The 24,749-nt window shown below is 37.4% G+C and carries 29 protein-coding genes; 15 read left to right on the top strand and 14 right to left on the bottom strand.

Annotated elements, in window-relative coordinates; genetic code table 11:
* Positions 1-10: 10 nt before the first annotated feature.
* The 5 genes from ABC361_RS20845 to ABC361_RS20825 all read right to left on the bottom strand — a co-directional run bounded on the left by ABC361_RS20845 (position 11) and on the right by ABC361_RS20825 (position 2,780).
* The gene (locus ABC361_RS20845) at positions 11-1,129 is read right to left on the bottom strand and encodes a hypothetical protein (RefSeq protein WP_413075864.1); all 1,119 of its coding nucleotides are present in this window, start codon (positions 1,127-1,129) and stop codon (positions 11-13) included.
* A 70-nt stretch (positions 1,130-1,199) separates the two neighbouring features.
* The gene (locus tag ABC361_RS20840) at positions 1,200-1,475 is read right to left on the bottom strand and encodes a hypothetical protein (RefSeq protein WP_413075863.1); all 276 of its coding nucleotides are present in this window, start codon (positions 1,473-1,475) and stop codon (positions 1,200-1,202) included.
* A gap of 15 nt (positions 1,476-1,490) precedes the next feature.
* Positions 1,491-1,748 carry a hypothetical protein gene (locus ABC361_RS20835; protein WP_413075862.1) on the bottom strand — a complete coding sequence of 86 codons (258 nt, stop codon included), beginning with the start codon at positions 1,746-1,748 and terminating at the stop codon, positions 1,491-1,493.
* 23 nt (positions 1,749-1,771) lie between these two features.
* Positions 1,772-2,206: a hypothetical protein gene (locus ABC361_RS20830; RefSeq protein ID WP_413075861.1), complete on the bottom strand. Its 435-nt coding sequence runs from the start codon at positions 2,204-2,206 to the stop codon at positions 1,772-1,774.
* Positions 2,207-2,528: 322 nt separating this feature from the next.
* Entirely contained in the window at positions 2,529-2,780 is a 252-nt protein-coding gene (locus tag ABC361_RS20825; RefSeq protein WP_413075860.1) for a hypothetical protein, read from the bottom strand.
* Between the two features lie 1,302 nt (positions 2,781-4,082).
* Here ABC361_RS20825 and ABC361_RS20820 point away from each other — a divergent pair.
* From ABC361_RS20820 to ABC361_RS20805, 4 genes are all read left to right on the top strand, one after another.
* Entirely contained in the window at positions 4,083-4,829 is a 747-nt protein-coding gene (locus ABC361_RS20820; RefSeq protein ID WP_413075859.1) for a hypothetical protein, read from the top strand.
* 190 nt (positions 4,830-5,019) lie between these two features.
* Complete coding sequence (locus ABC361_RS20815; RefSeq protein WP_413075858.1) at positions 5,020-6,099, top strand: ParM/StbA family protein; 1,080 nt, start codon at positions 5,020-5,022, stop codon at positions 6,097-6,099.
* Between the two features lie 4 nt (positions 6,100-6,103).
* On the top strand, positions 6,104-6,424 hold the full coding sequence (locus tag ABC361_RS20810; protein ID WP_413075857.1) for a hypothetical protein: 321 nt from the start codon (positions 6,104-6,106) through the stop codon (positions 6,422-6,424).
* A 365-nt stretch (positions 6,425-6,789) separates the two neighbouring features.
* Positions 6,790-7,416 (top strand): hypothetical protein, encoded by a 627-nt coding sequence (locus ABC361_RS20805; protein WP_413075856.1) that lies wholly within the window; start codon positions 6,790-6,792, stop codon positions 7,414-7,416.
* 104 nt (positions 7,417-7,520) lie between these two features.
* Here the strand turns inward: ABC361_RS20805 and ABC361_RS20800 are convergent, their stop codons facing one another.
* Positions 7,521-8,063: a PadR family transcriptional regulator gene (locus tag ABC361_RS20800; RefSeq protein ID WP_413075855.1), complete on the bottom strand. Its 543-nt coding sequence runs from the start codon at positions 8,061-8,063 to the stop codon at positions 7,521-7,523.
* A gap of 141 nt (positions 8,064-8,204) precedes the next feature.
* On the opposite strand from ABC361_RS20800, the gene ABC361_RS20795 reads away from it, so the two are divergent.
* Genes ABC361_RS20795 through ABC361_RS20780 form a run of 4 tightly spaced genes read left to right on the top strand, consistent with a single transcriptional unit; the run spans position 8,205 to position 11,060 of the window.
* Entirely contained in the window at positions 8,205-8,534 is a 330-nt protein-coding gene (locus ABC361_RS20795) for a DUF1516 family protein (protein ID WP_413075854.1), read from the top strand.
* Positions 8,534-9,304: an alpha/beta family hydrolase gene (locus ABC361_RS20790; RefSeq protein WP_413075853.1), complete on the top strand. Its 771-nt coding sequence runs from the start codon at positions 8,534-8,536 to the stop codon at positions 9,302-9,304. The genes ABC361_RS20795 and ABC361_RS20790 overlap by 1 nt, the downstream gene beginning before the upstream one ends.
* Entirely contained in the window at positions 9,301-10,206 is a 906-nt protein-coding gene (locus ABC361_RS20785; protein ID WP_413075852.1) for a COX15/CtaA family protein, read from the top strand. The genes ABC361_RS20790 and ABC361_RS20785 overlap by 4 nt, the downstream gene beginning before the upstream one ends.
* Entirely contained in the window at positions 10,203-11,060 is an 858-nt protein-coding gene (locus tag ABC361_RS20780) for a phytoene/squalene synthase family protein (protein ID WP_413075851.1), read from the top strand. The genes ABC361_RS20785 and ABC361_RS20780 overlap by 4 nt, the downstream gene beginning before the upstream one ends.
* 40 nt (positions 11,061-11,100) lie before the next feature.
* On the opposite strand, the gene ABC361_RS20775 is transcribed toward ABC361_RS20780, so the two are convergent.
* The 3 genes from ABC361_RS20775 to ABC361_RS20765 are packed head-to-tail and all read right to left on the bottom strand — an operon-like array spanning position 11,101 to position 14,762.
* Positions 11,101-12,246, bottom strand: coding sequence for a Ger(x)C family spore germination protein (locus ABC361_RS20775; RefSeq protein ID WP_413075850.1), 1,146 nt, complete (start codon positions 12,244-12,246; stop codon positions 11,101-11,103).
* Positions 12,243-13,340, bottom strand: a complete 1,098-nt coding sequence (locus ABC361_RS20770; RefSeq protein ID WP_413075849.1) for a GerAB/ArcD/ProY family transporter — start codon at positions 13,338-13,340, stop codon at positions 12,243-12,245. The genes ABC361_RS20775 and ABC361_RS20770 overlap by 4 nt, the downstream gene beginning before the upstream one ends.
* Positions 13,341-14,762: a spore germination protein gene (locus tag ABC361_RS20765; protein ID WP_413075848.1), complete on the bottom strand. Its 1,422-nt coding sequence runs from the start codon at positions 14,760-14,762 to the stop codon at positions 13,341-13,343. It abuts the gene before it with no gap.
* 848 nt (positions 14,763-15,610) lie between these two features.
* Here ABC361_RS20765 and ABC361_RS20760 point away from each other — a divergent pair.
* The 5 genes from ABC361_RS20760 to ABC361_RS20745 all read left to right on the top strand — a co-directional run bounded on the left by ABC361_RS20760 (position 15,611) and on the right by ABC361_RS20745 (position 19,799).
* A complete protein-coding gene (locus tag ABC361_RS20760; protein ID WP_413075847.1) occupies positions 15,611-16,357 on the top strand; it encodes a replication initiation protein in 747 nt (248 codons plus the stop codon).
* 268 nt (positions 16,358-16,625) lie between these two features.
* A complete protein-coding gene (locus ABC361_RS20755; RefSeq protein ID WP_413075846.1) occupies positions 16,626-18,140 on the top strand; it encodes a hypothetical protein in 1,515 nt (504 codons plus the stop codon).
* A gap of 761 nt (positions 18,141-18,901) precedes the next feature.
* A complete protein-coding gene (locus ABC361_RS20750; protein ID WP_413075845.1) occupies positions 18,902-19,300 on the top strand; it encodes a YhfM domain-containing protein in 399 nt (132 codons plus the stop codon).
* Positions 19,301-19,347: 47 nt separating this feature from the next.
* The gene (locus ABC361_RS21525) at positions 19,348-19,518 is read left to right on the top strand and encodes a hypothetical protein (RefSeq protein WP_488199665.1); all 171 of its coding nucleotides are present in this window, start codon (positions 19,348-19,350) and stop codon (positions 19,516-19,518) included.
* A 77-nt stretch (positions 19,519-19,595) separates the two neighbouring features.
* Complete coding sequence (locus tag ABC361_RS20745; protein WP_413075844.1) at positions 19,596-19,799, top strand: alpha/beta-type small acid-soluble spore protein; 204 nt, start codon at positions 19,596-19,598, stop codon at positions 19,797-19,799.
* Positions 19,800-20,393: 594 nt separating this feature from the next.
* Here ABC361_RS20745 and ABC361_RS20740 read toward each other — a convergent pair.
* The 4 genes from ABC361_RS20740 to ABC361_RS20725 all read right to left on the bottom strand — a co-directional run bounded on the left by ABC361_RS20740 (position 20,394) and on the right by ABC361_RS20725 (position 23,096).
* Positions 20,394-20,561, bottom strand: a complete 168-nt coding sequence (locus tag ABC361_RS20740; protein ID WP_413075843.1) for a hypothetical protein — start codon at positions 20,559-20,561, stop codon at positions 20,394-20,396.
* A 405-nt stretch (positions 20,562-20,966) separates the two neighbouring features.
* Entirely contained in the window at positions 20,967-21,791 is an 825-nt protein-coding gene (locus tag ABC361_RS20735; protein WP_413075842.1) for a dihydrodipicolinate synthase family protein, read from the bottom strand.
* Between the two features lie 80 nt (positions 21,792-21,871).
* On the bottom strand, positions 21,872-22,387 hold the full coding sequence (gene paiA / locus ABC361_RS20730; protein ID WP_413075841.1) for a spermidine/spermine N(1)-acetyltransferase: 516 nt from the start codon (positions 22,385-22,387) through the stop codon (positions 21,872-21,874).
* 430 nt (positions 22,388-22,817) lie between these two features.
* Positions 22,818-23,096, bottom strand: a complete 279-nt coding sequence (locus ABC361_RS20725; protein WP_413075840.1) for a hypothetical protein — start codon at positions 23,094-23,096, stop codon at positions 22,818-22,820.
* Positions 23,097-23,231: 135 nt separating this feature from the next.
* On the opposite strand from ABC361_RS20725, the gene ABC361_RS20720 reads away from it, so the two are divergent.
* Positions 23,232-23,357 (top strand): hypothetical protein, encoded by a 126-nt coding sequence (locus ABC361_RS20720; protein WP_413075839.1) that lies wholly within the window; start codon positions 23,232-23,234, stop codon positions 23,355-23,357.
* 170 nt (positions 23,358-23,527) lie between these two features.
* Here ABC361_RS20720 and ABC361_RS20715 read toward each other — a convergent pair whose 3' ends face one another.
* Positions 23,528-23,689, bottom strand: coding sequence for a hypothetical protein (locus tag ABC361_RS20715; protein WP_413075838.1), 162 nt, complete (start codon positions 23,687-23,689; stop codon positions 23,528-23,530).
* 361 nt (positions 23,690-24,050) lie between these two features.
* On the opposite strand from ABC361_RS20715, the gene ABC361_RS20710 reads away from it, so the two are divergent.
* Entirely contained in the window at positions 24,051-24,737 is a 687-nt protein-coding gene (locus ABC361_RS20710) for a GntR family transcriptional regulator (protein ID WP_413075837.1), read from the top strand.
* Positions 24,738-24,749: the final 12 nt, after the last annotated feature.

The following is a 24,749-nucleotide window of genomic DNA, read 5'->3' as shown; positions in this document are numbered from 1 at the left end:
AAAAAGTGCCTTATATCTTTAGATTATTTAGTTCTTCTTGTAATTGCGTTCTATCTTCTTCTAAATCATTTATTTCGTCTTCATCATCTTCATCATCTAAACCATCAATTTCTTCATTAATTTCATCAATTTGGTTTTGTATGCTTGTATATTGATTCAACACCCCTGATTGCTCCTCAGTTGCTCCGTGTCGGCTTAACTCTTCTTCAGCCTGTGAAGGATTATCCAATTGAAGAAATGCGTTTGCACGCTTCCTACTACGCTCCTGTGTCACTTCAAAATCTTCTACTTGCACGGCTTCTTCATAATTTGCATCAGTGTATGCAAGATCAAACGCTCCTTCATTTGTTGGGAATTCCTCATGATAAGCTCTTAATATTTCAACCTCTTTATTCATGACAAGGAAATTAGCAACTAATGAATGATCATCACCGAACAATGAATTGACTTGTTCAAATTCTCCTGTATCAGCTATATAACCCGCGTACAAATTACGCTCGCTATTGCTCATTTGATCATTAGGCATTGTTTCTAGATAACTTTTCAAACCCTCATGATTTCCTAATAAGGCTTCTTCATAATAATCTTTAACTTCCTCATGCTCCTCCGCACTAGCCACCGTAACTTGATAAGATTGGTTTATATTAGCTAGTTGAGTAAAGAAATAACCAGATACAGCAAAGGTAGCAATAGCAAAGAATCCAGTTAATCCGTAGACCGTCTTACGTTGCCATGTTTTTAACCGTGAAACTTTATCCCAATCTACATTTTTTTCTTTTGGGTCAAAATCTTCTTCAATCTTGAATCTTTCTTCTACCAATTCTTCCATTTCAGCAATGAAACCTAATCGAATTTTTTCTTTTTCTTTGTTCACTCGTATCTTTGGGAGTCTTCCTTTGATGTGCATGAACAAGTTTGGTGCTTCATAAGCACCAAAAGTAAAACTTCCCTCATACATTTCTTCATCAAATTCTGTATCTATAACGTAAAAATAACTATCTATTTTTTCGCCTTTCTCTCTCATTTCCATTTCAATTTCCTCTGATAATTCAACAGCTTGTGGAAAAGGAATTCGTTCATGTTTTTTAATTTTAGGATGTATTCCACGAGTGAAATTCACATACAGCATGGCTTCTCCTCCTTTAAAATAACAAAAGAGCCAATAAGTTATCGGCTCTTAAAACTAAATATTCGTTTAATTAGAAGTTAATATTGTCATCTATTCCAGAAGCAATTCCTTCTGCTCCCATTAAAACAATTAGACCAACAGCTCCACCTATGAACCATCCAACCGATTTTGAGCGTCCACGATCGCCACCAAAAATCAGATAGAATGCACCTACACAAAAACCAAGTGCTGCACTTATAATTCCTGCTCTTTGAACCCATGTTAATATGTCTTGACCTGTATTAATTAAATTGTCCATTCCATTAGCAGCACCTAACATCATCGAATTCATAATTACATCAAACATATTTATACACTCCCCTTATAATTGATTACTAAATTTACCATGATCATATTTTCCCTTTTCTTCTGAGGAAACAAAAGAGGAAGAAGATTCTTTGCTTTCGCTCGGATCTTCTTCCTTTTCATCTTGAATATTCATATAATCAATCAAATTATTATCAATGTACTCTTGATGTTTCCCGTGGAGCCAATCATTGTACTTTTCACCTTGTGTTTCCATCATTTTTTTTACAATATCTTTCTTCTGCTTTCTCTCTTTGGGGCTGATTACTGACATAAAACCGAACTTCCTTTCTGCCTTTATTGATTTATTTCAATAAATTGTCTTAACTCCATTTGGTATTCATTATCTTCAATCCTACGATTATTAATATCAAATTCACTAACATTTCTTCCATTTTCAATATAAATTATCTTGTCATTCCGAGGTTGAATGTCGCTATCTCTACTATCGTTATTTTGCATATCTTTTTCTGTATCATCATAATATTGCCAATTACTGTGCGTTAATGTTTCATCAACATCTGAAAACGTATTTTCAATAACTTGCATATGACTTCCTTCATGAGCATCAATGTTTCTTAATAAATAAACAAATCCACTGAAATCTTCGTTATTCACCGTATCTCTGAACTCTTCATATCCTTCAATTTCTTGAACTGTTTCCTGATTACCACAAGCATTTAAAACTCCCACTATCATTAGTAGGGGTATAAAGAATTTTCGTCTTCGCATCGTTGCTCACACCTTTCTTAAGCTGCACACGTCTCCTTTAATCGGAAAAGTGCTAATTGCTTTGTGGCTGGAAGCAAGAACCCTAAGAGAACATGCATAACCATGTTAAGCTTCTCTATGCACAACGTTTAAGGCATATACGAAGAACCGGAGAATTCATTAGCGCTCACATCACTGTGGCAAGTTTTAGGAATGTACTCGCAAACCCTTTTATCATGTAAACCTTAACAATCACGCTTTAAAAATCATTAAGGCAGCCAATATTTAATTGATATGTCGTTGGTCGTAGTATCACAACCTTTACAGAATTACTATCTACGTATTACGAATGCTTTGCTCGCCTACAGATACATAATTCATCGGAGCGATTTTTTCGTTTTGCGATCAATTTATGATCGCGATTTTGCGCAGATCGGACGCGGTAATAAAGGTCAGCAACTTTTGTCACGTCCCCGTTTTCTTCATCAATCGCATAAGTCCCCTTTAATACGTAAAACCGATTATCAAAGGTTCGAATGGAATACGCCCGATATGCGAGTTCAACATGATCGACACGTCGCTTCAGCTTTTCCAAAGTCCCCACCTCCATGAGCACCATAAGATGCTTGCTATGATTTGACCAAGGTGCTTCATCATTAGCTTGATTGAGGATTCTTAAGATGACTGGAATAGATTTCTTGTAGTTGTAATCATAAGGAAAAATAGTCAGAAATCAATACTAATTTTCAGATTTTTGTGTTTTGTAATAGGAGTTTAACGTTTCTATTACCTTTCTTTAATGTGATTGAAACAATTTAACCAAATGCTACATCAATGTTTGTTCTCTTGTTTCAACTCTAATCTTAACCAATGCTTAGGTTATTGATCAGATGCCTTGATAAGCTCTCTCACAACAACATGCATGTTAGTAAACTTTTTTGAACTCTTATAACCACTCACTTTTTTGACTTTATGTGCTGTAAAGCTCCTTTTTAGCGCTCTTACACACTCAAATCGACTTATTTTCATTTCGGATCATCCATTATACTCGACCACCAGTGGACCTTATACTAGTAGTGGTCCACTACTCCCTTTCACTATAGAAGATTTTTTGTTCTCTTTTCATTAAACGAATACTGGAACACATATTCAGTTTATAAATCAGCTGCACAAGTCGATCTCTGGTTAGATTTCCCGATTATTAACGTTTGAAAGAACCCTTATATATTCATTTTTATTTTATGTAAGCAACATATTGCCTTTGCAAGGGATCAACGAAGACGAGTATAATCATTCAAAAGGTTCATTCAATTTTCATTATCTAATACTTCAATTACAAAAGGTTCCATGTAAGGAACTCTCACTTATAATAATTGTCGATAGTGTACCACCAGTGGATCTTGTAGTAATCATGGTGCACTATTGGAATCCCCCTCTTTTCCTACATTCACTTCTTGAAAAGATCATTAAACTTCATACATCATCAGAGTGGCAGAGGGTTTCTGTCTTTTAGTGGTCTACTAGTTGTTAATGGTTATATGTTGGTCCACCATTAGTAAAACAAAGTATCGCATATTCCTTTTTATTGTTCTCATTAGCTTTATGAAAACTGGACGCGGGAAGTTTTTCTTTTAATCAGTTGAACACTAGTGATTAGTAGTCTTTTATCGGTGCACCATTAGTGGAGAATCACTTTGTTAAAAATGGTCTACTGATGGTCAATGGTTGGGTTGTGGTGCACCATTAGTGTAGGTTAATTTACTATTGATCTTCTTTTCTAAATTGCACAATCGCTGGTTTCAGTAGTAAAATAAGGGGACAAATAGATAAATTGCTAGATTAGTGGTCTACTAATGACGAGTAGATGATAAGTAGTGCACGATTAATGGAGGGGCTTATGGAAACAAAACAAGACAGATGGTGGCGTATTGCTGATTTCACAGATGAAATTAGTGAACAAATGCAAATCATGTTTCAAGATGACACCATTAGTATGCATACCAATACAATTGATCGATGGTTTAAAGACCTGGAAAAGAAGGGCATCCATTATATTAATCGGTCCACGAGTAAACAACGCGTGTACGATGAATCTGATCTCAAAATTGGTTTATTCATTGCAGAGTATCGGTACGATGAAGAGAAAAAGAATATGTTTAATTTAGATGCAGTGTATTACATGATTCAAGAACGCGATGAATTTACACTTAGACCGTTCCCACAAGATGTCGAAACAGAAGGTACAGAACTGAGTCGAGTCCCTACATTTGATGATTTTAAAGACATGTTGGAAGAGTATTTGCCGCATTTAAAAGAAGAGATTAAACAAGAATTGCGCCAGGAAGTAAAACAAGAAGTAACACAAGGCTTACAAGCTGATATAAAACGCATGCTTCCAGAGCCTAAGAATCCTGAAGCACTTCAGCGCGAAAAATTAGATGATGCGTTAACACGAACGCGCATTGAGCTCCAGCTACGTGATGATGCGTTAACACAATGGGCGGCCAAACCTTCTGAAGAGCGCATGAAAAAAGCAGGGCTTTTCCGAAAAGAAGAAGATGTTCAGAAACGTGAAGATTTTATTCATGCGTACAAACGAAAACACTATGATGATGCCTTGAAGCGCTCTTTTGGCCTTGACTAGCACCTTAACAGGTGCTATTTTTATTTTTAGATATCTACTAAGATATCCTAATAGATATCCATCCCTAATATTTTATTTATGATATCCAATAAGATATCTTATTGGATATACTTTCCTTGATTTTTGTGGCCATATCTCGTATTCTAGTAAGTACCAAACGTTGGTAGAGTAGAGAGGATGATATATACATATGGTAAAAGCGTTCGCAATCGACCTTGGCAATGGACAAGTAAAGGCGAGGTCTGAAAAACGAATTCTCATTGCACCATCCATGATTGCAAATGAAAAAGCACTAGGTGTAGGCAGTGTTTCAAATTTAGAAGGGGAGCACGATTATAACCTTTATGAGAGTAAGCTTAAAATTGGAAAGAAATACGTCTGGGGTCGTGATATTAAAGAGCGCATTGCCCATAGTGATTTGATGCCAACGTATACGCACCATAAGCGCTATGAATCTGCCAATTTCCGTTTGCTTTTTGAATTTGTTTTGGCAGAACTTGCGTCCGATTTTAACAAAAAATCAATAGAAGTGGTTCTCGTTGCGTCACTACCGTCTGATGAAGTTCGGACTGATGTCGATAAAGATTTGAAAAGCTTCTTAAAAGGGACCCATGTGATTACGCGTAATGGAAGCGAGTTAGTTATTGATGTGGTTGATGTCACCATTAACGAGCAGCCATTAGGAACGTTGCTTTCTGAGAATATGAACGACAAAAAGCAAATTAATAAAAACGTACAAACCAAGACCTATACCGTATTCGATTTCGGTGCAGGTACATCCATTATTGATACGTACCGTGGGTTAAAACGTATTCCTGAGCTTTCAGACGTGTTGAAAACGGGTCAAAATGATATTTACAAACAAATCGCTACAGCCTTAAAGCATGACAGCGGTCTATCAGATGTGCAGTATTCCCAAATTGAAGACGGATTTCGACGTGGAGATCATACAGCAAAAATTAGTGACCGTGTGCACCCAAGCTTTGGCCATTTAGTAGACGGACCGATTGATGATTTCTGTGAAGCGGTGATTACAAAACTCAACACCATCATTCCAAATCGTGATATTATTGACGGCTTTTACATTACCGGTGGGGGAGCCAATATTGTTGGCGATGCCTTCAAGAGTGCCTTACAAGAACACGACGCCACAATTGAAGCAGCAGAACCACAACTAGCAAACTTAAAGGGGCATTACAACCTTGCCATTTTAAAACGTGATCAAATTCACTCGATGCGTAAAGACGAAGTAGCAGCCACAAAGGAGTAAACGGATGAACAAAAAAACTCTTATATCTTGGAATGCAGTAGATCACCCGGACATTGATCAGAAGATCGAGGATTTACGTCAACAAGGTAGGGGAGCGATTAGTCAATACGTTCGCTTGGCGCTTAAGGCGTATATGCAGCTAGAAGAAGAGGGGGCGACGAATACCTATATGTCATCATATAAACCAGTCGCGCCTCATTTAGAGGGATCGTCAACTGAAAAGAAACCTGAGCCAACCGCTCCGGTTCTCGATTATGATACGAATGAAGACGAAGAAGAGTACACAGATGCAACCGCGCTTTTTGCGCGTAGTGGCTTATTATAGACCTCTTCTTATAAACACTGAAAAATCAAACCCCTCTTGATTAAGTTGCTTACTTAATCAAGAGGGGTTTTGATGTGTAGCCATGTACTCGTTCCTGTCCCTACAAAAAGTCCATCTCGCTAGCGCTTTACTTTTTTCGGGTGGTTCTTTTCATCCATTAACGTTTGACATGCTTTAGCAAGTTCTTTTGCTTCTTCCTTCGACATCTTCAGTCCCATCATATTTCCTCCGTTTAACGACTCTTTATTATTCAGTGTGACCACTTGGTTCGTTTTTAAACAGTGACATAATCGCGATCCGCTTGACATAGTCTGAGAAGAAGTCAGGGACACTGTCCAGGAGATCAAAGAGGGAAGAGGGCTTACATGGAAAAGATAGGGGAGCGTCAAAAACGATCGGATAAAAAACAAGATTGCAAACCATTTATCTCGCTTTCGTTTTATAGCAGCTTAGCCAATGTCAGTCGACTCACAGAACGCCCCATTAAAGACGTCGGCGAAACAATTTTGCTTCAAGGCTTGAATAACCTGACCATGCTTGAGCATTTTGAAAATCACTTTGTATTTGACTACTGGCATGGAGAAACAGTATTTCTCGGAAGAAAGCACACGAACGGCCAACATCGGTTGGTTCGAACAGGTGAGATGCGGCGACTAAACCTACGTTTTTCGCAAGACGTCTACCTTCAACTAAAGAAATTCGCATATGCATTGGACCGGTCTATTGCGAATACAGCATCTCAACTTTTAGAGGTGACGTTTTTTTCTAGCAATGCCGTTCATCATTATGTGGAAACCCACATCGTCCGTCACTTAAACCACGAGCAACGGGCTCAATTACAAGAGCTTTTGCACTACATTAATGCCCACCATCCGCATGTGGATCAGTCAATTACGGTTTATGGGTTACTAGAGTGGATTGATCACGTGAAGAGAGGGGCCGGAGATCTTAAAGGTGCGATTCGGCAGTTTCTAGAAAAATACTATTCTTAGGTTCCACACAAAAAGAATGTAGGTTACCCTGCATTCTTTTTCGATATATCACCGATATCGATCAGTCTATTGGTCTAATCAAGTATGTTAAACGCCACATGTTTCTATTTATTTAATAGACGTTTCTCTTCAATGAAGCCTTTCGCCCAAATGCACCAATCGACATACATCTGTGCATACCGAATCCCATATTCCACGGTTAACAACGTTCCAACATCTTGATCTTCTTGACCCTTAAAATGGTCTTTCCATTTCCTCGTCATATCCATGGTGTGGGTTTCTCTTTCAATGACCTCATCCAATAAAGAGAGAATCTCTTCATCTGATAAAACTGGAAAAATCGTCGTTTTAATTAAAAATTCATCCTTGATTTTAGCAGGTTTTAGCGGCTGTTCCACGGCCCATCTAATTAATTCTTTTCGTCCACTATCTGTAATTGAATAGATTTTTTTATTTGGTGACGATGCCTGAATGACAAGTTCATGATCAATTAATTGATCTTTTTCCATTTTGTGTAGCTCTGTATAGATTTGACTATGGGTAGAACCCCAAAAGTGAATCATCTGTTGTTTAAAGATGTTTACCACATCGTAACCTGTGACGGCTTGTTTTGAAATAATTCCTAGTAACGCATAACGAAGACTCATATTCGATTCATCCCTTAAATTTGTCAATATACAAAAACTATACCATATCAGCTTGACCAAGACGTAGGGATCTGGTTATTATGTCATTAGTTTCATATGTCATTTTAGACATATATAAAAGTTTAAGAGGAGAATTTACACATGTACGACGTTTTGTATCAGATTCATATTGGCACTTGGGCCATTTTATTTCTTTCAATTGTGGGTAACCTGTTTTTCCGGTCAACATATGTAACGGTGCTGTTTCGAATACTCGCAGTTTTGATGCTCGTTTCTGGGATCGCCTTAACCGTTCTTCTTTCTTTTCCGTTGGTTTTTGTGATCAAATTATTCATTGCTTTGTTCTTTATTGCATTTACTGAGAAGCTGATGAAATCAAAACAACCATCTAAACAGTATGTCCTGATCAGTGTAACTGGCTTGACGTTTATTCTGCTTGTGTTAATTGGGTTTGGAGTGATTCGTTTCTAATGAAGTCAAAACAAGCGCAAAAAAAAGGGAGAATCCTTTTACTTATTCTTTTCCTCTTACTTATCGTTCCGATAGTTGGTTTTCTTTTATGGTCACAAAACACATACAGTGCTGTGAAAGAAGAAGGAATTATCATGACAGGGGAGGGAGAAAAGGTAGATGACTGGCTCGTGTTTGAGGCAGAGCAAACAAAGATCGGACTCATTCTTTATCCTGGTGCAAAGGTAGATGCGAACGCCTATGCCTATGTAGGACAAGAGCTCGCGAAACAAAAGATTACCGTCGCAATTCCAAACGTACGATTCAATTTGCCGATTTTTGACCAATTAAAAGCAGAAGAAATACTAAAAAATCCGCGCTTTCATGAATTGGACTGGTACATTGGCGGTCATTCAATGGGAGGAGCAGCTGCCTCTATGTTTGCTGATGCAAACCTCGACCGGTTGTCTGGGTTAATCTTGTTAGGTGCGTATGCAGCTGATAATGAGGCTCTATCTGTATCAACATTTCCTGTATTAACCATTAGTGGGTCGGAAGATGGATTAAGCACGCCACAAAAAATAATCGACTATGGAAAAAATTTACCTAAAACTACACAAACAGTTGAAATACAAGGTGGAAATCATGCTCAATTCGGTGTCTACGGTTCACAGTCTGGTGATTATGAAGCAACGATCTCCGTTCAAGACCAACAGCAAATCATGATAGATACCATCGTAAACTGGATTACAGCTGAAAGGGCAACGACGTCTAGTCGAGGTGACTTATGAAGAAATTACGTGCATTTGGCATATTGACGACTTTGGTCGTTCTATTTGTCTTAATTCAAGGATCAATCGTGACTAAAACAGGATCAGGACAGGGGTGTGGAACAACATGGCCCCTCTGCTTTGGCGACGTCATTCCTTACAACCCTACACTTGAAACCATTATTGAATATACACACCGATTACTCTCCAGTGTAGCTGGAATGCTAGTACTACTTTTATCATTTTGGTCATGGAAACGCCTCTCATATATCAATGAGATCAAGTTTTTTGCCATCCTTGCTTCTACTGCAATCATCGTACAAGGATTAATGGGAGCTGGACAGGTTGTGTTTGGACAGCCACCACTCATTATGGCTCTTCATTTTGGTTTTTCCGCTATTTCGTTAGCAGCTGTTAGTGCAATCACACTGTTCACGTTTGAAAAATCATTGACTCGAACAAAGCTTGTTGTTTCGAAACGGTTCCACTGGTTCATCATTGCGATTACCTTGTATGCCTACCTCGTTATCTATACAGGAGCTTTTGTTAAGCACATGGGTGCCGCAACAGCTTGTACAGGGTTTCCGCTATGCAGCGGCAACTGGGTGTTATTTAGTGAAGGAACCATCGTTTTTGCTCAAATGTTCCACCGATTAGCTGGGATGTCCCTCGCACTGCTCGTTCTTGTCTTTGCCGTTTGGGCACTACGTTTCTATAAAACACAACGTGTGCTAACAATGATTAGCCTCACCAGTCTAGGACTTATTTTTGTACAATTATTAAGTGGAGTAGGGATGGTCTTTACCTATAATCAAAATTTAACAATTGGGCTCATTCATGCCCTCACCATCTCTTTACTATTTGCTCTTTTCACTTATACAATTATCTTGACGAGAAGAGGTTCTAAGGAGGAAAGTGAATGATTGATTTAGATAAGGCCTACACCTATTGTTTATCCATTATGAATCAACACTCCGCGACGTTTTCCAAAGCCTTTTCCTTCCTACCTATGGAACAGCGAAAAGCTGTTTGGGCTGTATATGCATTCTGTCGCCGAGCAGATGATATTGCCGATCAAGAAGGGTACACTGACACACAAAAGAGTCTGTTACTAGACAGTTTTGAAACAGAATTTGATCGTATGCTTCGTGGTGATGTACAAATGAAACCAGAGTGGGTCGCTTTAAGGAACGTCTTTCAAAACTTTGAAATGGAAGAACAACATTTTAAAGATCAATTAAAAGGGCAAAAATTAGATGTACTACACATTCGTTTTCAAACTTTAGACGATCTTGAAAACTACTCTTACCACGTGGCCAGTACCGTTGGTTTGATGTTAAATCCAATCCTCGCTCCGGGTCATTATCAGCAGTTAGAGACTAGTGCCATTGCGCTCGGGAAGGCTATGCAACTAACAAATATTCTACGAGATGTCGGAGAAGACTTAAATCGAGGACGCCTTTACCTGCCACACGATGAACTAGCAACCTATCAGGTGAATGAAGCAGAACTGCGCAATGGGCAAGTGACGCCACGCTTTATTGCCCTCTGGGAGGCAATGGCAAAAAAGGCAGAGCAACTGTACAATGAATCCCTTGAGGCCGTTCATCTCTATCCCCCTGAATCTAGGTTTAGCGTTTATGGTGCAACCGTGATGTACAGAGAGATTTTAAGCGCGATTAGAGAACAGCAGTATGAGGTCTTTTCACAAAAAGTCTATGTTAGTGAACACAGAAAACAAGAACTCCTTTATGCTATACACTCGCTCTACAACTAATACCTTAAAAGCACAGGCAATTGCTTGTGCTTTTTTGTGTTTAACTTTTATTTTTTATTTCGTTACGCATCCCTCTTGTTCCAAAATCGACAATTGAAAGATTAACTTGATAGTCAAACTCAGCATCTTGAAAAAGGGAGTCCCAATCGTGACGATTCGTTTTCCAAAAATCATAGTTTTGAATTTTTGCATATTGTTGGAAGTTTAAAGGATCAGTTTGATAAACATTTTGTAATTCTTGAATGAGAGCGTCAACATCCTCCTTTAACTGCATCTCAAAGCTCTTTTCCATTTCATTAAGATAGAGTGGGTCATAGGCATCTTCATGGGGATCCCAGTTTTCCGCCAATCGTCCATCACTGCTTACCCCAATTGTAATCTTCATTCGTTCGTCTTCTATTGATACCTTTAATGAATCCAATTGTACGTCCAAAATTTCATAAACAGTGCGATATCCATTTATTTCCTTAGAAAGAATGCCGCCTTTCACATCTCCAATGAGCCAATGGACGAGACTCACTTGTTTAGGACTCATATAACCGCCCATTTCTTCCCCATGCTTTAAAACATAAGCTCCTTTCATCTTGATATCGTTGTTCTCAACCGTCACATTTGGAAGGAGAATGGATTGTTCACGACTAATAGCATCTGCAAGCAGACCCAAAGTTACAGGGGCTGGAACCTCTGTTGTACGATCCATATTTTGGCTTAAATCATCGATAGTTTTCGAAGTGGGCGCTGCTGTATCTCCTCTCGGGTAAGAGAAGAGCGTGTCCAAAGAATTATCTGTTACTAGAACTTTGATGCCGCTTTTAGTCCGTTCATCTCTTGCCTTCTGGTTAATTAATTTTTCGACACCCCAATTTTTAATAGCACTTGTACCTAATACAAGGATCATTTGGTGATCACTCATAATGCCTTGATCAATCAACTCTAGTTGTCGAATAGCATCTAAAACAGAATCTCCAGTTGTAGATTTATTTCGGAAAGGCATATTCGACGACATGCTTTCATCATTTAAAGGGAGGTATAGCTGCGATAGCAAACGAATTGTCTCCTCTTGGTTTTCATCTGCTTCAATCCCGACGCCCATTACAAAAGATATGCTCTCAATATTTGAACTGTCCCAACAACCCGAGAGCTGCAGCAGGGAAAGCATACAAAGAAATTGCATGAACTTTTTCATATCGAATCCTTTCTTTTTAACGAAACAACTCCGTAGCACAAAAGAGGTAGGAGAAAGAAGATTCCTACAAAAGCATACTGTTGCATCTCAGAAACCTTAGTAATGTCATCGGTTGTTTGTGGCCAAAGCGCAATCAAGATCATTCCGATCGTAGCGGGTATAATCAACCAATTCCCTTTAACAGAGAAGACATTTTTAAATAGCTTAACTGCCGCATAAAGTGTAAGTAAGCTCGTTAAGAAAAATTGAAGAATCCATGTAGTAATTAAAAAGGAGTCGGCTCGCTCTGTAAAAAGCAAGCTACTTTCAGATGCGTGCGTTAAAGTAATTGTTGGCCACGTTAACATTTGCACTTCAACTGTTCCCACTGTAGCAACGACTATCAGGTAAGTCATCGCATAGAGTAATGTGGAAAATAATAATGCACCTATTCCTGCTTTTACAGGCCGTACCCCCTTTTGAAGAGAAGCCATTAATAAAAGAATTATTTCAACTCCTTGAAAAGCCTGAAGTCCATTTCGACTATTTAGCAAAACGGGTAATAGTCCTTCCGCCGCGACAGGGCGAATATTTAAAAGAGAAGCATCCCTAAACCCTACAATTAATACAAAAAGAAGCACTACTACACTGATAGGGAGAAAAAAACAGGCCACTCTTATAATCGTTGGAAGCGAATAGTAAACACCAAATGCACAGAGGAGAATAATTGTAACAATGGACACGTAGTGCGGTGTATTTTCCAGAAGAAAATAACGAATCATTTCACTCATGGCCACAGCTTGCCAACCACCAAGAATAAGGAAATAAATAGCCATCATTATACTAATGGCCTTACTCAAAATAACCCCAAACGCCTTCCGAGAGTATTGATCAATTGATGATATATTGTGCTTTTTAAAGGCATGACACACAAAAACATATTGTAGTGTAATAACGACACCTCCAAAAATAATGGAGATCCAGCCATCGGCCGTCCCAATATCAACTGTTAATGTACGAGGCAAGTTCATAACGCCAACACCTAAAATCATACTTAACAAGGCTGCAGCTAATTGATAGGTTGTTATAGTTTGATTCCTTTGTGGATGAGCCATTTATGCACCTCTCTTATCTTTTAAGACCGTGGGGAGGCGTATAATGAGGTCGTAAAACCCATGCCTTTTAAGAGAAAATTTAAACGAAAAATAATGGACACCATAGTTATGTAAGCTCGATAAATGAATGGTAACCGCAATAAAATAAATGGCTACACCGTACAGTCCTAATGTTGACGCCAATGCAATAGAACAAACACTTAAAATACGGAAAGACATACTCAAGCTGTATAGGGGAACCGCAAAAGAAGCAATTGCTGTAATTGCTATAACAATCACCATAATAGAGCTAACCAAATTCGCTTCTACAACTGCTTGTCCAATTACAACACCCCCAACTAGACCAATGGTTTGACCTAGAGGATTTGGCAAACGAATACTTGCTTCACGAAGTAATTCAATAAACAACGTCATTAATATGACTTCTCCTACCGCGGGGAAGGGAATATTCATACGCGAATTCATAATTGTCATTGATAGTTCATTTGGGATCAATCCTTGGTGAAACGATACTAACGCAATATAGATAGGGGAGACGAACATGGTAATAAAAAGAGCAATGTATCGCAGAATTCGAATAATGGAACTAATCATCCATCGCTCGTAATAATCATCTGGTGCTTGCATTTGTTGTTCGAAAGTGGTTGGAACCATAAAGACAAAAGGAGATCCATTCACGAGTACTGCAACTCGTCCTTCTTCAAACCCAGCTAGTATGCGATCAATGCGATCAGAGCTCTGAATTTGTGGGAAAGGGGAGAAGATTGGTGAATTGTCTAGAAAACTCTCCATTTTTCCTGAATCTTCAATATTGGCGTGATTAATTGCTTTTAGACGGTCTTGTACTTCTTTAATCGTTGCTGACGGGGTGTTCTCCTTGTTATACATGTAGTAGACTGTCTTTGTTTTCCCTTGATTTGTAATGTTATGCTTAGCTGTTATCAAATTCTCATCTTCACCAAACTGCCGAATCAAGGAGACATTCGTTTGAGCGTCTTCTAAAAAAGAAGCACGCGGTCCTCTTATAACCCTTTCAGTCGTCGATTCTTCTAAATTACGCTGAATCAATTGGGTCATTTGCAAATTGTATGCAAATGGGATGCCATCTAAAAAGAAAACACAGCGGCCCAAATATAGAATTGATACAGCTTCCTCAGTCGTTTGAAGTGTCGATTCTGCTAAACAAAGTACAGGCATCTTAACTTCTTCTTCCATACACCGTTCTTCAACAACCTCTTCTTGTAAACTGTTCATGTAGTTAATGGAGCGGTCCAATTTTTCGTCATCAAACTCACCCAACAGATAATAAGAACCAAACCGTTTCATTCCTGACAAATACACATGTTTTTGATGAAGGTCAGACTGTTCACCAATTGCCTCTAGAAATAACTTCTTATTTTTCTCAAAGTCATGTGAAAACATCTTCATCCCCCTTTTTGGGAAGTAAGATTAGTATGTTTGTCTAGATCATTTATTATTCTAAAAACCGTCAATTCATACACGCGTTCTTACTGGATCAGTCATTCGAGAGAAGATAAAGGCTTTCACATTTAAGGGGACTTCTTCAGAATTTCGTCATAGTAGAAGCAGTTGTTTTAAGGTTTGTGGGTTTTGAAGCGAGGTCAGTGCCTATTCAATGTTTATTTGTTACCCATAGACGCCGAAAAATGATGACCTCTTATAGATGGACACACCAATGTTTAAATGGTGTCTAAAACGTGATTATCATATCATTACGAAACTACAGCTCAGCAATGCATTTCAGAATCTTAAAGCATTCGCTAGTAAAGAAGGGCTGTTTTGCGACTACATGAAATGTCCCTTTTATAGGAGTATATTCAAATGAACCTATTGAAAAGGGACATTTAACAATTTACAACAACACATTTAAATCAATTATGATGAGAAAAGAAACAAAGAAGCTTAAAATAGTGATTCAAAACAACTTATTATGTGAAAGTAAGTGCTCACATCATCAATAACGTGCCAGCTGACTCCTATAAAAGGGACACTTACAGATGGCACTACTCCTATAAAAGGGACACTTAACCCCTCTAAAAGGGACAATTAGGCATCGTATTACTCCTCTAAAAGGGACAGTTAACTCCCCTAAAAGGGTCATTTAAAAAAGTTGATAATTAATTTAATCCAGTAAATACCTACTACGTCAGCATTTAAAGGTCATTTTAAGAAATGTCCCTTTTGCAGGAGTGGATTTCAATTAATAGATTGGTATAAAATGAGGACAAGTTAGGAAAGGGGTAGGGGCAATGAATCAGCAATTATCATTAATATCCAATGAAGAAACCGTCAATCAAGCAAATACCCTTATTGAAACCCCTCAAGATTTGACGTTACAAGAGAAACGAATTATTTGGGTTTTGGCATCGTTTATTAATGAATCCGATACGAACTTTCGAAGACAAAGTATTAAAGTAGAGGAATTAGCCAAGTTGATAGGCATTAAATCAAAAAATTTTTATAAGATTGTCCAAGATACCATTGATGGTCTTATAGGAAAAACGGTGACGATTAACAAAGAGAACAAACGAACGGTTCTTTCTTGGCTTTCGAGTGCTACCTATCATAAAGGACAAGGGATCGTGGAGTTAGAGTTCTCTGAAATGCTGAGACCTTACTTACTACAACTAAACCAACAACTTTTAAGTGACAACACAAGCTTTAAGCTTGGGAATGTCCTATCTTTAAAGAGTAAATACAGCGGTAGAATGTACGAGCTTCTAAAACAATATGAAGCGACTGGGGAAAGTAGATACTATTCCATTGAAGAGTTTCGAGACATCCTTCATGTGCCGAATGATGTTCATCAACTCTATTCAAAATTAAAAGCCAAAGTGATCATGCAAGCAAAAAAAGATTTAGAAAATAAAACCGATATCATGTTCGAGCTAAAAGAGTACAAAGAATCAAGAAAAGTAGTAGGGGTTTCATTTGTTGTCAGTCCCAACTTTTCTAAGATCGTATCTGAAGCGGATCAGTTACCAACCGTAAAATAAAAAAGGAAGTTGAGCTACCAACTCAACTTCCTTTGAGAAAACCCGCACAATAGATATTGTCCCACCAGACATTCAAATGTGCTTTGTTTTAAAAAGACAAGCACCTTACCAGGGCACCAGTCTGTCTTCTTAAGTCTGTGTTCTATATACTATTGTATCAGGGTTTTCTCTTCAACTCAATAGGAAGGGAGAACTTTACCATGAATATGCACATTACGACAATTCCTGACGACGTTCTTCCTTTCAATGAAAGAGGAGGAACCAACGCATGATTTTTAAAGATATGCACCATTTTTTGATCAACGATGCCTCATCAAAAGAAATCGACGTTTGCCTATACTTGACCACCAAACAAGACTGGTTAGGCGTCATTCATATTGATGTTCATCAAATTGCCGCTGCTTGCCGTACAACGGTGCGCTATGCCAAAACCGTGGTACAAAAACTATCAAAACCCCTTTCAACCGCAGTCTATGAATACGGGCGCAAACCATTTTTGTCCCCCGCCTTTCAATTTGGCCAACATGCATACAAATTGAATTTTGGCATGAATAAACTTGAAGCCAAACATGCAACCTATCATTATATGAAAAAATTCTCTTTTTTTTATACGGAAAACTTTCAGTCACTTACGATTGCAGCAAAAAAATTGTTGCTAGTGGCTGCTTTTGACGTGTCGTTAACCAACAACACCAAGCAACGTCTCAAATTAAAAGACCTCCTTACCAACGAATCCACTCGCGTACGTGGGTTTACAAAAGCCATTGTATCAGACGCAGTGGAAGACATTGAAAAGAAGATGGGGTTTGCCGCCCGCTTCGTTAAGGCACATTTTCGTCACTATGTGGAAATTGAATTCCCACTAGATGTAAACCGCCAGTACGTAACGGAAAATGAAGAACAACACCGTTTGGAAGAAGTCGCTTTTGAGTGTGGTGGGGAAGAGATTTTGACCGATGACGTCACACAAGAAATCTTAAAAACCGGAAAAGGCTTTTTTAATGGATTGTTTGAAGCTGCAAAGATGCAAGGAGGATTTGCTCATTTTGAAGACCTGACCGCGATCCTAAGAAAAATGTATCGTGATTCCTTGTACGATTTATTTTCTGGCATACATAAAGAAGACCTATCAGAAGCAAAAGCCATTTCGGCTTATTTAAGAGGCATTATGATCAATAAATTTCCGAACATACTCAATGCCCTTTCCGAAGAACAAGCACGATATGAAGCATTACAAGAAAACTATGCGCAAGCACGGCCATATTTTGATGACGAGAATCAAGAGAACCTTTCGGCACAAGTATCATTTTTACAAAGAAGCCTAGAAGACGCTACACTGAAAACCACTGTGTTTAAGGCTTTATACCATGAGATTAACGTTCAACGCGTTGCTAGTTTAAAAGAAGATGTGGAACAGCGGAATGCCATCATTGCGAACTTACAGCATACAGGGGTCACATCGGTTCATACGTTCAAGAAACACTTAATGGATTTAAATCAGCGAATCGCAACAAAACTGGAGACATTGTATTACCCTATGCAGGCACTCGTAAACGACCTTCATCACGAAGCAAACCAAAAAACCGCATTTGTCGCTAATATGATCTACAAAAAGTTAAGCAACCTCCAAGGGTTGAACGCGGTTCATCATCAAGACATGCTTGAATGGCGTGACTGTGAACAACACCACGAAGCATTTCAGCTCACATCGTCTTTGACACGTACGCGTGATAGACAAACAAATCACGGTGTTCAAGTAATAGAAGAGGAATTTCCCTTTTAAAACCACAAAAAGTAAAATTCTGACAACATTGGCCTTGAGGTCAATGGGTTTTGTCATGTTCTCTTTTTATGAACGTACTTTTTTTAGACGTTGTGCTAGGCATTAATCTGCAATCGACACAAAATCTTACTGTTATAAGGTTAGAATTCATGTGTATTTCCATATTTTACTACTGTGAATTAAACGAATTTAGCTGTTTAATCTACTAAATTGATTGTTGGTTTTAGAAATTTGCTGTTAGTTGATGCAGGAAAAATGTGAAAAAAGAGCGTTCGAGGTGAATTCGTTACGTTGGTTCTAGAATCCTACTATTGAAAAGCTAAAACGATTGGTGCATCAAGCTTTTATCGGATTAGCTATTCATGGTACTAGTTAAAGTACTAGTAAAGGGTTTATGAAATGTACTAATAAAGATTCTAGTAATGATTCTATTCATAGTTACAGAAAAAAGAATTAAATTTAACATTCTATTATGCTTTTGTCTTTTTTTATGTGGGGACACTCGAGACGTCAGTCACCAGTCGTTCAGGACAATTTAAAGTTTACGCAATCATATCTACGCAATCTAATAAAAAAACAGTAATGCTAAATAGTAATGAATAATGTTAAGATTAGGTACCTATGTGGGAAAGATATTGGGAAGTGGGTATTTGGGAGAATCCAATCTTAACCATTACATCTCTGCTGGAAGCACACACTAGCGCATAACAATAAATTGTGAAATAGATATAACCCGACAAACTTTTTTGGAGGAAAACCGTATGATTAAAAAAATTATAAGTATTTGCATTGGCTTCTCAATACTTAGCGCTTGTAATTCTTCAGATGAACAACTGATAGTAGGCATATATGAAGACGAGCATACCTTGTCATATTCACAAGATCCTATTAATGACGAAGATACCATCAATGAGTTTAGAAAAATGATTAGTGAAGCTGAAAATGTGAATAGTAGTCCAGATGATATTCCTACCGAAGAGCCAGATTATTTCATTCAGATCGATAACTATAGCGAATCAACAATGACCATGTTTATTTCTATTTGGATAAACGATGATGATAGTATGACAATAACACGAGGGTTGGATTCAGATCGATATATTCTTTTAGATAATAATGCTTCTCAGCGTATACTTGACTTAATTAGCGAGGATGGTTGATCGTTTAGATGTATTGACGTTAAAACAAATAAACAGAAGCAGAATTAATATTGCAGCAACTTAGAGATGGTGAATTAAAAGAATATCGGGTCGAGAAAGAGGATGTTAACACCTTTCGATTAGTGCTCATTGCAGAGCCTGATATGAAATATGTCAGAGGGAATGCTCAACATAAGGGTGCAATAGTTTACACTTATGAGCTTGGTTGGACTGCATAAAATCATTTTTAAAAAAGCCGTATAATGCAATTTAAATTGTGCATACTAACGTCACCAAAGTAAGAGAGGTGATACATATGGCTAATCAAAACAGCTCAAACAACTTAGTTGCTCCTGGTGCTCAACAAGCGATCGATCAAATGAAGTATGAGATTGCTTCTGAATTTGGGGTTAACTTAGGCCCGGAAACAACTGCTCGCGCAAACGGATCTGTTGGTGGAGAAATCACTAAACGTCTTGTTCAAATGGCAGAGCAGCAATTAGGTGGAAGTAAATTTTAAAAAGACGCTTTTACGCGTCTTTTTTTTAATAATAAGTTCCAAAAACGTACATTCTTATATCTCAAGTCTTCATTACACCAGTCATTTCAGAAGCATAGGCGCCGCGTTATTGGCTAAAGTCACAGGGACATTACCGTTATAATCATTCAGGATTTGAACATAACGTTGGTCCGTTTGAAACAGTTATTGAGTGGGATTATAATGTTAGCCTGTTCTATATTAAATCCACACGTAGTTAAGGTGTCTTCTAGCTTAGGCTCATCGCCATCATATTGAACATTTTCTTCAGACCATAATCGGAACTTGTTTTAGTCTGATTGCTCTTTGGAAAGGGGACAATTACCTTAATACGGAATTCATCATACTTCTGTTTCATTTGCTCTACAGCTTTGTAAGCCGTTCTTCACTATCGTAGTCTTTAAACATTGGTCTCGTCATCATGCATACCTCGCTATTTTTGTTTGATTACATAATGTCGTCCCCGTTTTCAAGGTTTTTTAAAACTTTATTATAAATAGGTATTTTAAAATGTTAAAGCGCATGTAGGTAAAGCTCTTTAAGGCATAAAAAATAAGCAGGCAGATACCTACTTACTTATTTAAATTCTATTTCCCAAACGTCATTGTCAAAAAGAATCAGATCTAGATTCAACTTTTTGACTTCTAGTTCTGCGGAAGCTAAAGTAGAAAATGTTTTGTTTTTGAAGTTTACATCTTTTGAGGTCTCAGCAATCCCATTAACGTACCTGACTACTTTGTACATAGGGCACTCTCCTTCAACAGCTAAGAATTAAGCTGTATATTAATCCTCTCACAATAAGGAGCAAAATGAAAGGGCTACAACTTATTTCATTACTCTCACAACTTCTAAATAACACACTTTAAAGGAATAGCATATAGGGTTGCTTCAGTTGAATTCACAAATAAAAAGGCTGAGGGTTCTGAACGGGTCATAAAAAGAGAAAGAAGGTGAACTATATGTGTGAAAAGGGAGTAATGTATGATAATTTCTGAAACTCTCATTTATACAATGATTGTGTACGCTGCGGCATTCTATATTGCAGCAATTTTTATGCTGTGCTTTAAATTTATAAAGAAATTCATAAAAAATAAGATCGCTTTGCTATTAAATACAGAGGTGAAAAGGACAAAAAAACCAGCAAAGGGTTTAAATGTTTCCGATTGGATGTCTGCAATCGCCCATTTCAATCCCCTTATTATTAATATGCATTTTCAGATTCACAATAGCGTTTCCTTGATAAACTTGTTCCATAACATTTTCTATTATTTTGCTTTCTTGTTTACTTACTACTTGCTTCATAAGCATTTTTTGGAACCATTGACTAATTTCCGCCGGTAAAACATTTCCAGCAATGGAAGAAAGGCGATCATATCCGTGTAATACTTTTTCTTCTAGATCCAGTTCTCCACCAGCATAAAAGTATAAATTGTTATGCATACCTTTTTTTATTCGTTCAACTTTTTCTTTATTGCCAGCATCTTTTATTCCAACCACTAAATCATTCGTACTTAATTGGATTATACTTTTTTCTGATAAATCAAATCCAGTTCTTTTTGGATTGTTATATAAAATTGTAGGTTTATTACTAAGGTGAATAATCCTCTCTGTATAAACGAATGCTTCTTGTTGAGTCGGTATAACATAAGGGGGATACCCAAGCATGATACCTGATATTTTTGAATGACGAATCTTTTTAGCTAATTCCTCTGCTTCTTTCTGTCTAATTGAAGCTACACCAAAGATAACTTCCATATTACTAACGAGTTCTTCTTGCAGTTCTAATCCGTTTATTAATTCAATTTTTTCTTGGAGGTTTAGACTGTGCTGTTCTCCTGTAGTTCCAGAGACAAGAACAGATTTTACTCCTTGTTTATATAGGTCTTTTATATGCGTTATTGTTCCTTGAACATTTATAGATTCATCTTCAAAAAAAGCTGTTGGTACAGCAATATGAACTTTTTCGCTTAGCATTTTGTGTCCCTCTTTTACTATTTAAGAATTTGTACTCAATGGATTTTAAAATGTTTTGGTATATAGATTTTATTTGATTATTATAGCTTTTTAACCATAATTATGTCCGTTTGTTCTTCATCACCCATAAAGAAAGAATGGCTTCCCGTTTGGGAAAATCCCATTTTTTGATAGAAGGCAATTGCATTATCATTTTTTTCCCAAACACCTAACCAGACATTATTTTTGTTTTTATCTAAAGCAGAATTAATAGCAAGATTATAAAGGTGTTTTCCGAGTCCATGTTTCTGATAATTTTTCTTGATATAGATTCTTTCTATTTCGAGAGAATCATTATCCATCATTTCTGATTGAGCTTCTCCCGTATTGATTTTTAAATAACCTGCAAGATTATTTTTATAAAAGAGAAAGTAAAAATTTGAGAATCGATTAGACATTTCTTCATTTAATTTTTCAAGAGTAAACGCCTTATTCAAATAGTCTGCCATGTTTTCAGGAGAATTTTGTTGTTTGAATGTATCATTAAATGTTTCAATACTTAGTTCTTGAAGTTCTTTTAAATCGTTTGTTGTACATGCTTTTATGGTTACTGACATTCATTACGCAACTCCCCGCTTTATTAACTTTTTCAAGTGAAAATTTATGTTTATTCAATCATAATATTGTTGTATTTGCAACAATAAAGAAGGATCTATTTAGTAGACAGTCTGACCATACTCTCTGGTTGAACATTTGAAAGCTAATAACCCTTTTGAACGTAATAATTTTTAATTTAAAAAAGGTGCAGTGAGTATGAAAAAGAACATACTCTTAGGTTTAGGTGTTTTTTACAGTCAGTCTTAGTGTTATAACGTTATTTTTTGCTTCAATTTTTTCCTCATTAAGCAACAATATTATTCTTATTACAGTATTGGTTTTAGGAATTACAGGTACGATCCTTTCTCTTTCCAGTCTCAGAACCAATGTATCCTAGTTCCATGAGTTCAGGGTCATGCTAAGCTCATGTTTTAGTAAGCATAGGAAAGATTAGATGTTCGCCTTTTTTCTAAGCGCATTGAGTAAGATGAGAAAAATGACTGTGAAGATTACGGGGTAGATGGCTAAGGCGTAGACAAAGCTCCCATATAGCATGAACAGTTCACCAGGTCCATGGACGAGCTCTCCGAAATGACCGCAGACAATCTCTTCACCAGCCTGCACCCTTTGTTCTATTTCTGCCGAATTTAAAAAACGCCCGTATGGACGGCGTTCAATAATAAAATCTTCATAAGTGAAGCATACTGATTTCAGTGACGCAACACCCAATCTCTTAAGACATGCATAAACCCATTCGGCTATGATCTTCCCGACTCTAATTAAGTGAGGGGCTTTTTAAAAAAACCTTGCGCTGAACGTCTAGAAATAGATAATAGAAGATAGTTAGAAGAGAGGGGGGAATCTATGAAAAAGGATGAATGGCTGATTCAGTTGATCTCTGAATTTGAAGAGAAACTAAAAAGAAAATTAACCACAGACGAAACAAATTTACTTAGTACGATTGTCAAAGGTCATAAAGCCAAAACATAATTCATCCTAATTAAAAAAGTGAAATCGTAAATACGTCGGTACTCATAGATAAGATATGCAACGTGTGTGTGAGGGAAAAGACCATGCAAGAACAATTTCAAGTTAAGCCTTGATAAAAACAGCCTATGCTTATCCACATTAAGGCTGTTTTTTCTATGGAAAAAATGTCATTAAGATTTCAATGTGTTTGTCGATGTTTTTAATGCTTGTGCATGCTTATCAAGATAAATGTCTAAAAACGTATCATCTTCAAATTTTAAAACGATGGCGTCTTTGCGAATCTCAAGATCAGCCAATTTCTTGCCTTTTAAATGCCTGTATTCCTCCAACATATTGGCAAAGCCTCCTTCATTTTTTACTACTAGTTTTTCATAAAAATAAAAAGGTTGCAATAGGGCATGTTTATCGCTTTGGCCGTGGTTAAGCGGGATATTGAGCGCTATTAACAAACGCGGATCTAACAGAATGAACAATTCAGTGAAATGCTTTAGAGAAATAAGAACAGGGAAAGAAAAATGAAAAAGTTTGCTTTTTATTATTGACAGAATGTTACTAGGGGATTTAATATATGTTTAATATCTGATATATCAGATATGATATCGCATTGGTGATTTTTGATCTTATTACATTGACAGCGGAAATTTCTCTCTGTAAAATTTGATATATCAGATATCAAATTTGGAGGAACAAAACATGCAAAAACAACAACAGGCACAAGATTTTTTCAGTTCAGGTGTTGAAAATGTAAAGTCACTGCGTGAGATCGCTGTAGAAAAAATTAAAGAAGCCATTGTGAGCGGCTATTTCCTACCTGGTGATCATCTTAAAGAACGAGAGCTCTCACAGTTAATGGGGATTAGTACAACCCCAATTAAAGAAGCGTTTCGCATTCTTGGGAATGAGGGTTTTGTTCAGACCATTGCACGAAAAGGGACGTACGTTTCCGAGTATGCCAATACCTCCATTGAGGAAATTCTTTTATTGCGAGCGTCCATTGAAGGACTATGCTGTCGGTTGGCTGCAATGAAGATGACAGATGCTGAAATGGAGCGTATGGAGGAGCAAGTTCAAACGATGCAAAAACTGAAAGACAGTCACCAGACAGAAGCGTTAATCCAGCAAAATACTATGTTTCACGAGATGATCGTCAAACATGCCGAAAATGGCATGATCAAAAACATGTTAAATAACGTGAGGGCGTTTGATCAAGCGTTTCGAAAGCGTGCACTTTCATATGAGAAAGAAGTAAGTGAAGGGTATGTTGAGCATGCTGCCATTTTTCAAGCCATTAAACAGCGTGATGGCGCATTAGCAGAACAGTTAATGAAAGATCACATCTTACGTACGACTGAATTTATTCTATCGCATCAGAAAGAATGATAGGGGGTTCAT

The organism is Shouchella phoenicis (genome assembly GCF_047238345.1).
Lineage (GTDB): Bacteria > Bacillota > Bacilli > Bacillales > Bacillaceae_D > Shouchella.
The sequence above is the reverse complement of the archived record's forward strand: the minus strand, read 5'-3'. Positions and strand labels throughout refer to the sequence as shown.

Bases quoted from the DNA above. Each gene is read 5' to 3' on its own strand.
- ABC361_RS20765 (WP_413075848.1), bottom strand. From the start codon at position 14,762: ATGTTTTCACATGACTTTGAGAAAAATAAGAAGTTATTTCTAGAGGCA.
- ABC361_RS20840 (WP_413075863.1), bottom strand. From the start codon at position 1,475: ATGTTTGATGTAATTATGAATTCGATGATGTTAGGTGCTGCTAATGGA.
- ABC361_RS20715 (WP_413075838.1), bottom strand. From the start codon at position 23,689: ATGTTGGAGGAATACAGGCATTTAAAAGGCAAGAAATTGGCTGATCTT.
- ABC361_RS20740 (WP_413075843.1), bottom strand. From the start codon at position 20,561: ATGTACAAAGTAGTCAGGTACGTTAATGGGATTGCTGAGACCTCAAAA.
- ABC361_RS20750 (WP_413075845.1), top strand. From the start codon at position 18,902: ATGATTAAAAAAATTATAAGTATTTGCATTGGCTTCTCAATACTTAGC.
- ABC361_RS20795 (WP_413075854.1), top strand. From the start codon at position 8,205: ATGTACGACGTTTTGTATCAGATTCATATTGGCACTTGGGCCATTTTA.
- ABC361_RS20785 (WP_413075852.1), top strand. From the start codon at position 9,301: ATGAAGAAATTACGTGCATTTGGCATATTGACGACTTTGGTCGTTCTA.
- ABC361_RS20710 (WP_413075837.1), top strand. From the start codon at position 24,051: ATGCAAAAACAACAACAGGCACAAGATTTTTTCAGTTCAGGTGTTGAA.
- ABC361_RS20830 (WP_413075861.1), bottom strand. From the start codon at position 2,206: ATGCGAAGACGAAAATTCTTTATACCCCTACTAATGATAGTGGGAGTT.
- ABC361_RS20780 (WP_413075851.1), top strand. From the start codon at position 10,203: ATGATTGATTTAGATAAGGCCTACACCTATTGTTTATCCATTATGAAT.
- ABC361_RS20835 (WP_413075862.1), bottom strand. From the start codon at position 1,748: ATGTCAGTAATCAGCCCCAAAGAGAGAAAGCAGAAGAAAGATATTGTA.
- ABC361_RS20775 (WP_413075850.1), bottom strand. From the start codon at position 12,246: ATGAAAAAGTTCATGCAATTTCTTTGTATGCTTTCCCTGCTGCAGCTC.
- ABC361_RS20810 (WP_413075857.1), top strand. From the start codon at position 6,104: ATGAACAAAAAAACTCTTATATCTTGGAATGCAGTAGATCACCCGGAC.
- ABC361_RS20815 (WP_413075858.1), top strand. From the start codon at position 5,020: ATGGTAAAAGCGTTCGCAATCGACCTTGGCAATGGACAAGTAAAGGCG.
- ABC361_RS20845 (WP_413075864.1), bottom strand. From the start codon at position 1,129: ATGCTGTATGTGAATTTCACTCGTGGAATACATCCTAAAATTAAAAAA.
- ABC361_RS20770 (WP_413075849.1), bottom strand. From the start codon at position 13,340: ATGGCTCATCCACAAAGGAATCAAACTATAACAACCTATCAATTAGCT.
- ABC361_RS20720 (WP_413075839.1), top strand. From the start codon at position 23,232: ATGAAAAAGGATGAATGGCTGATTCAGTTGATCTCTGAATTTGAAGAG.
- ABC361_RS20735 (WP_413075842.1), bottom strand. From the start codon at position 21,791: ATGCTAAGCGAAAAAGTTCATATTGCTGTACCAACAGCTTTTTTTGAA.
- ABC361_RS20755 (WP_413075846.1), top strand. From the start codon at position 16,626: ATGATTTTTAAAGATATGCACCATTTTTTGATCAACGATGCCTCATCA.
- ABC361_RS20805 (WP_413075856.1), top strand. From the start codon at position 6,790: ATGGAAAAGATAGGGGAGCGTCAAAAACGATCGGATAAAAAACAAGAT.
- ABC361_RS20760 (WP_413075847.1), top strand. From the start codon at position 15,611: ATGAATCAGCAATTATCATTAATATCCAATGAAGAAACCGTCAATCAA.
- paiA (WP_413075841.1), bottom strand. From the start codon at position 22,387: ATGTCAGTAACCATAAAAGCATGTACAACAAACGATTTAAAAGAACTT.
- ABC361_RS20820 (WP_413075859.1), top strand. From the start codon at position 4,083: ATGGAAACAAAACAAGACAGATGGTGGCGTATTGCTGATTTCACAGAT.
- ABC361_RS20790 (WP_413075853.1), top strand. From the start codon at position 8,534: ATGAAGTCAAAACAAGCGCAAAAAAAAGGGAGAATCCTTTTACTTATT.
- ABC361_RS20800 (WP_413075855.1), bottom strand. From the start codon at position 8,063: ATGAGTCTTCGTTATGCGTTACTAGGAATTATTTCAAAACAAGCCGTC.
- ABC361_RS20745 (WP_413075844.1), top strand. From the start codon at position 19,596: ATGGCTAATCAAAACAGCTCAAACAACTTAGTTGCTCCTGGTGCTCAA.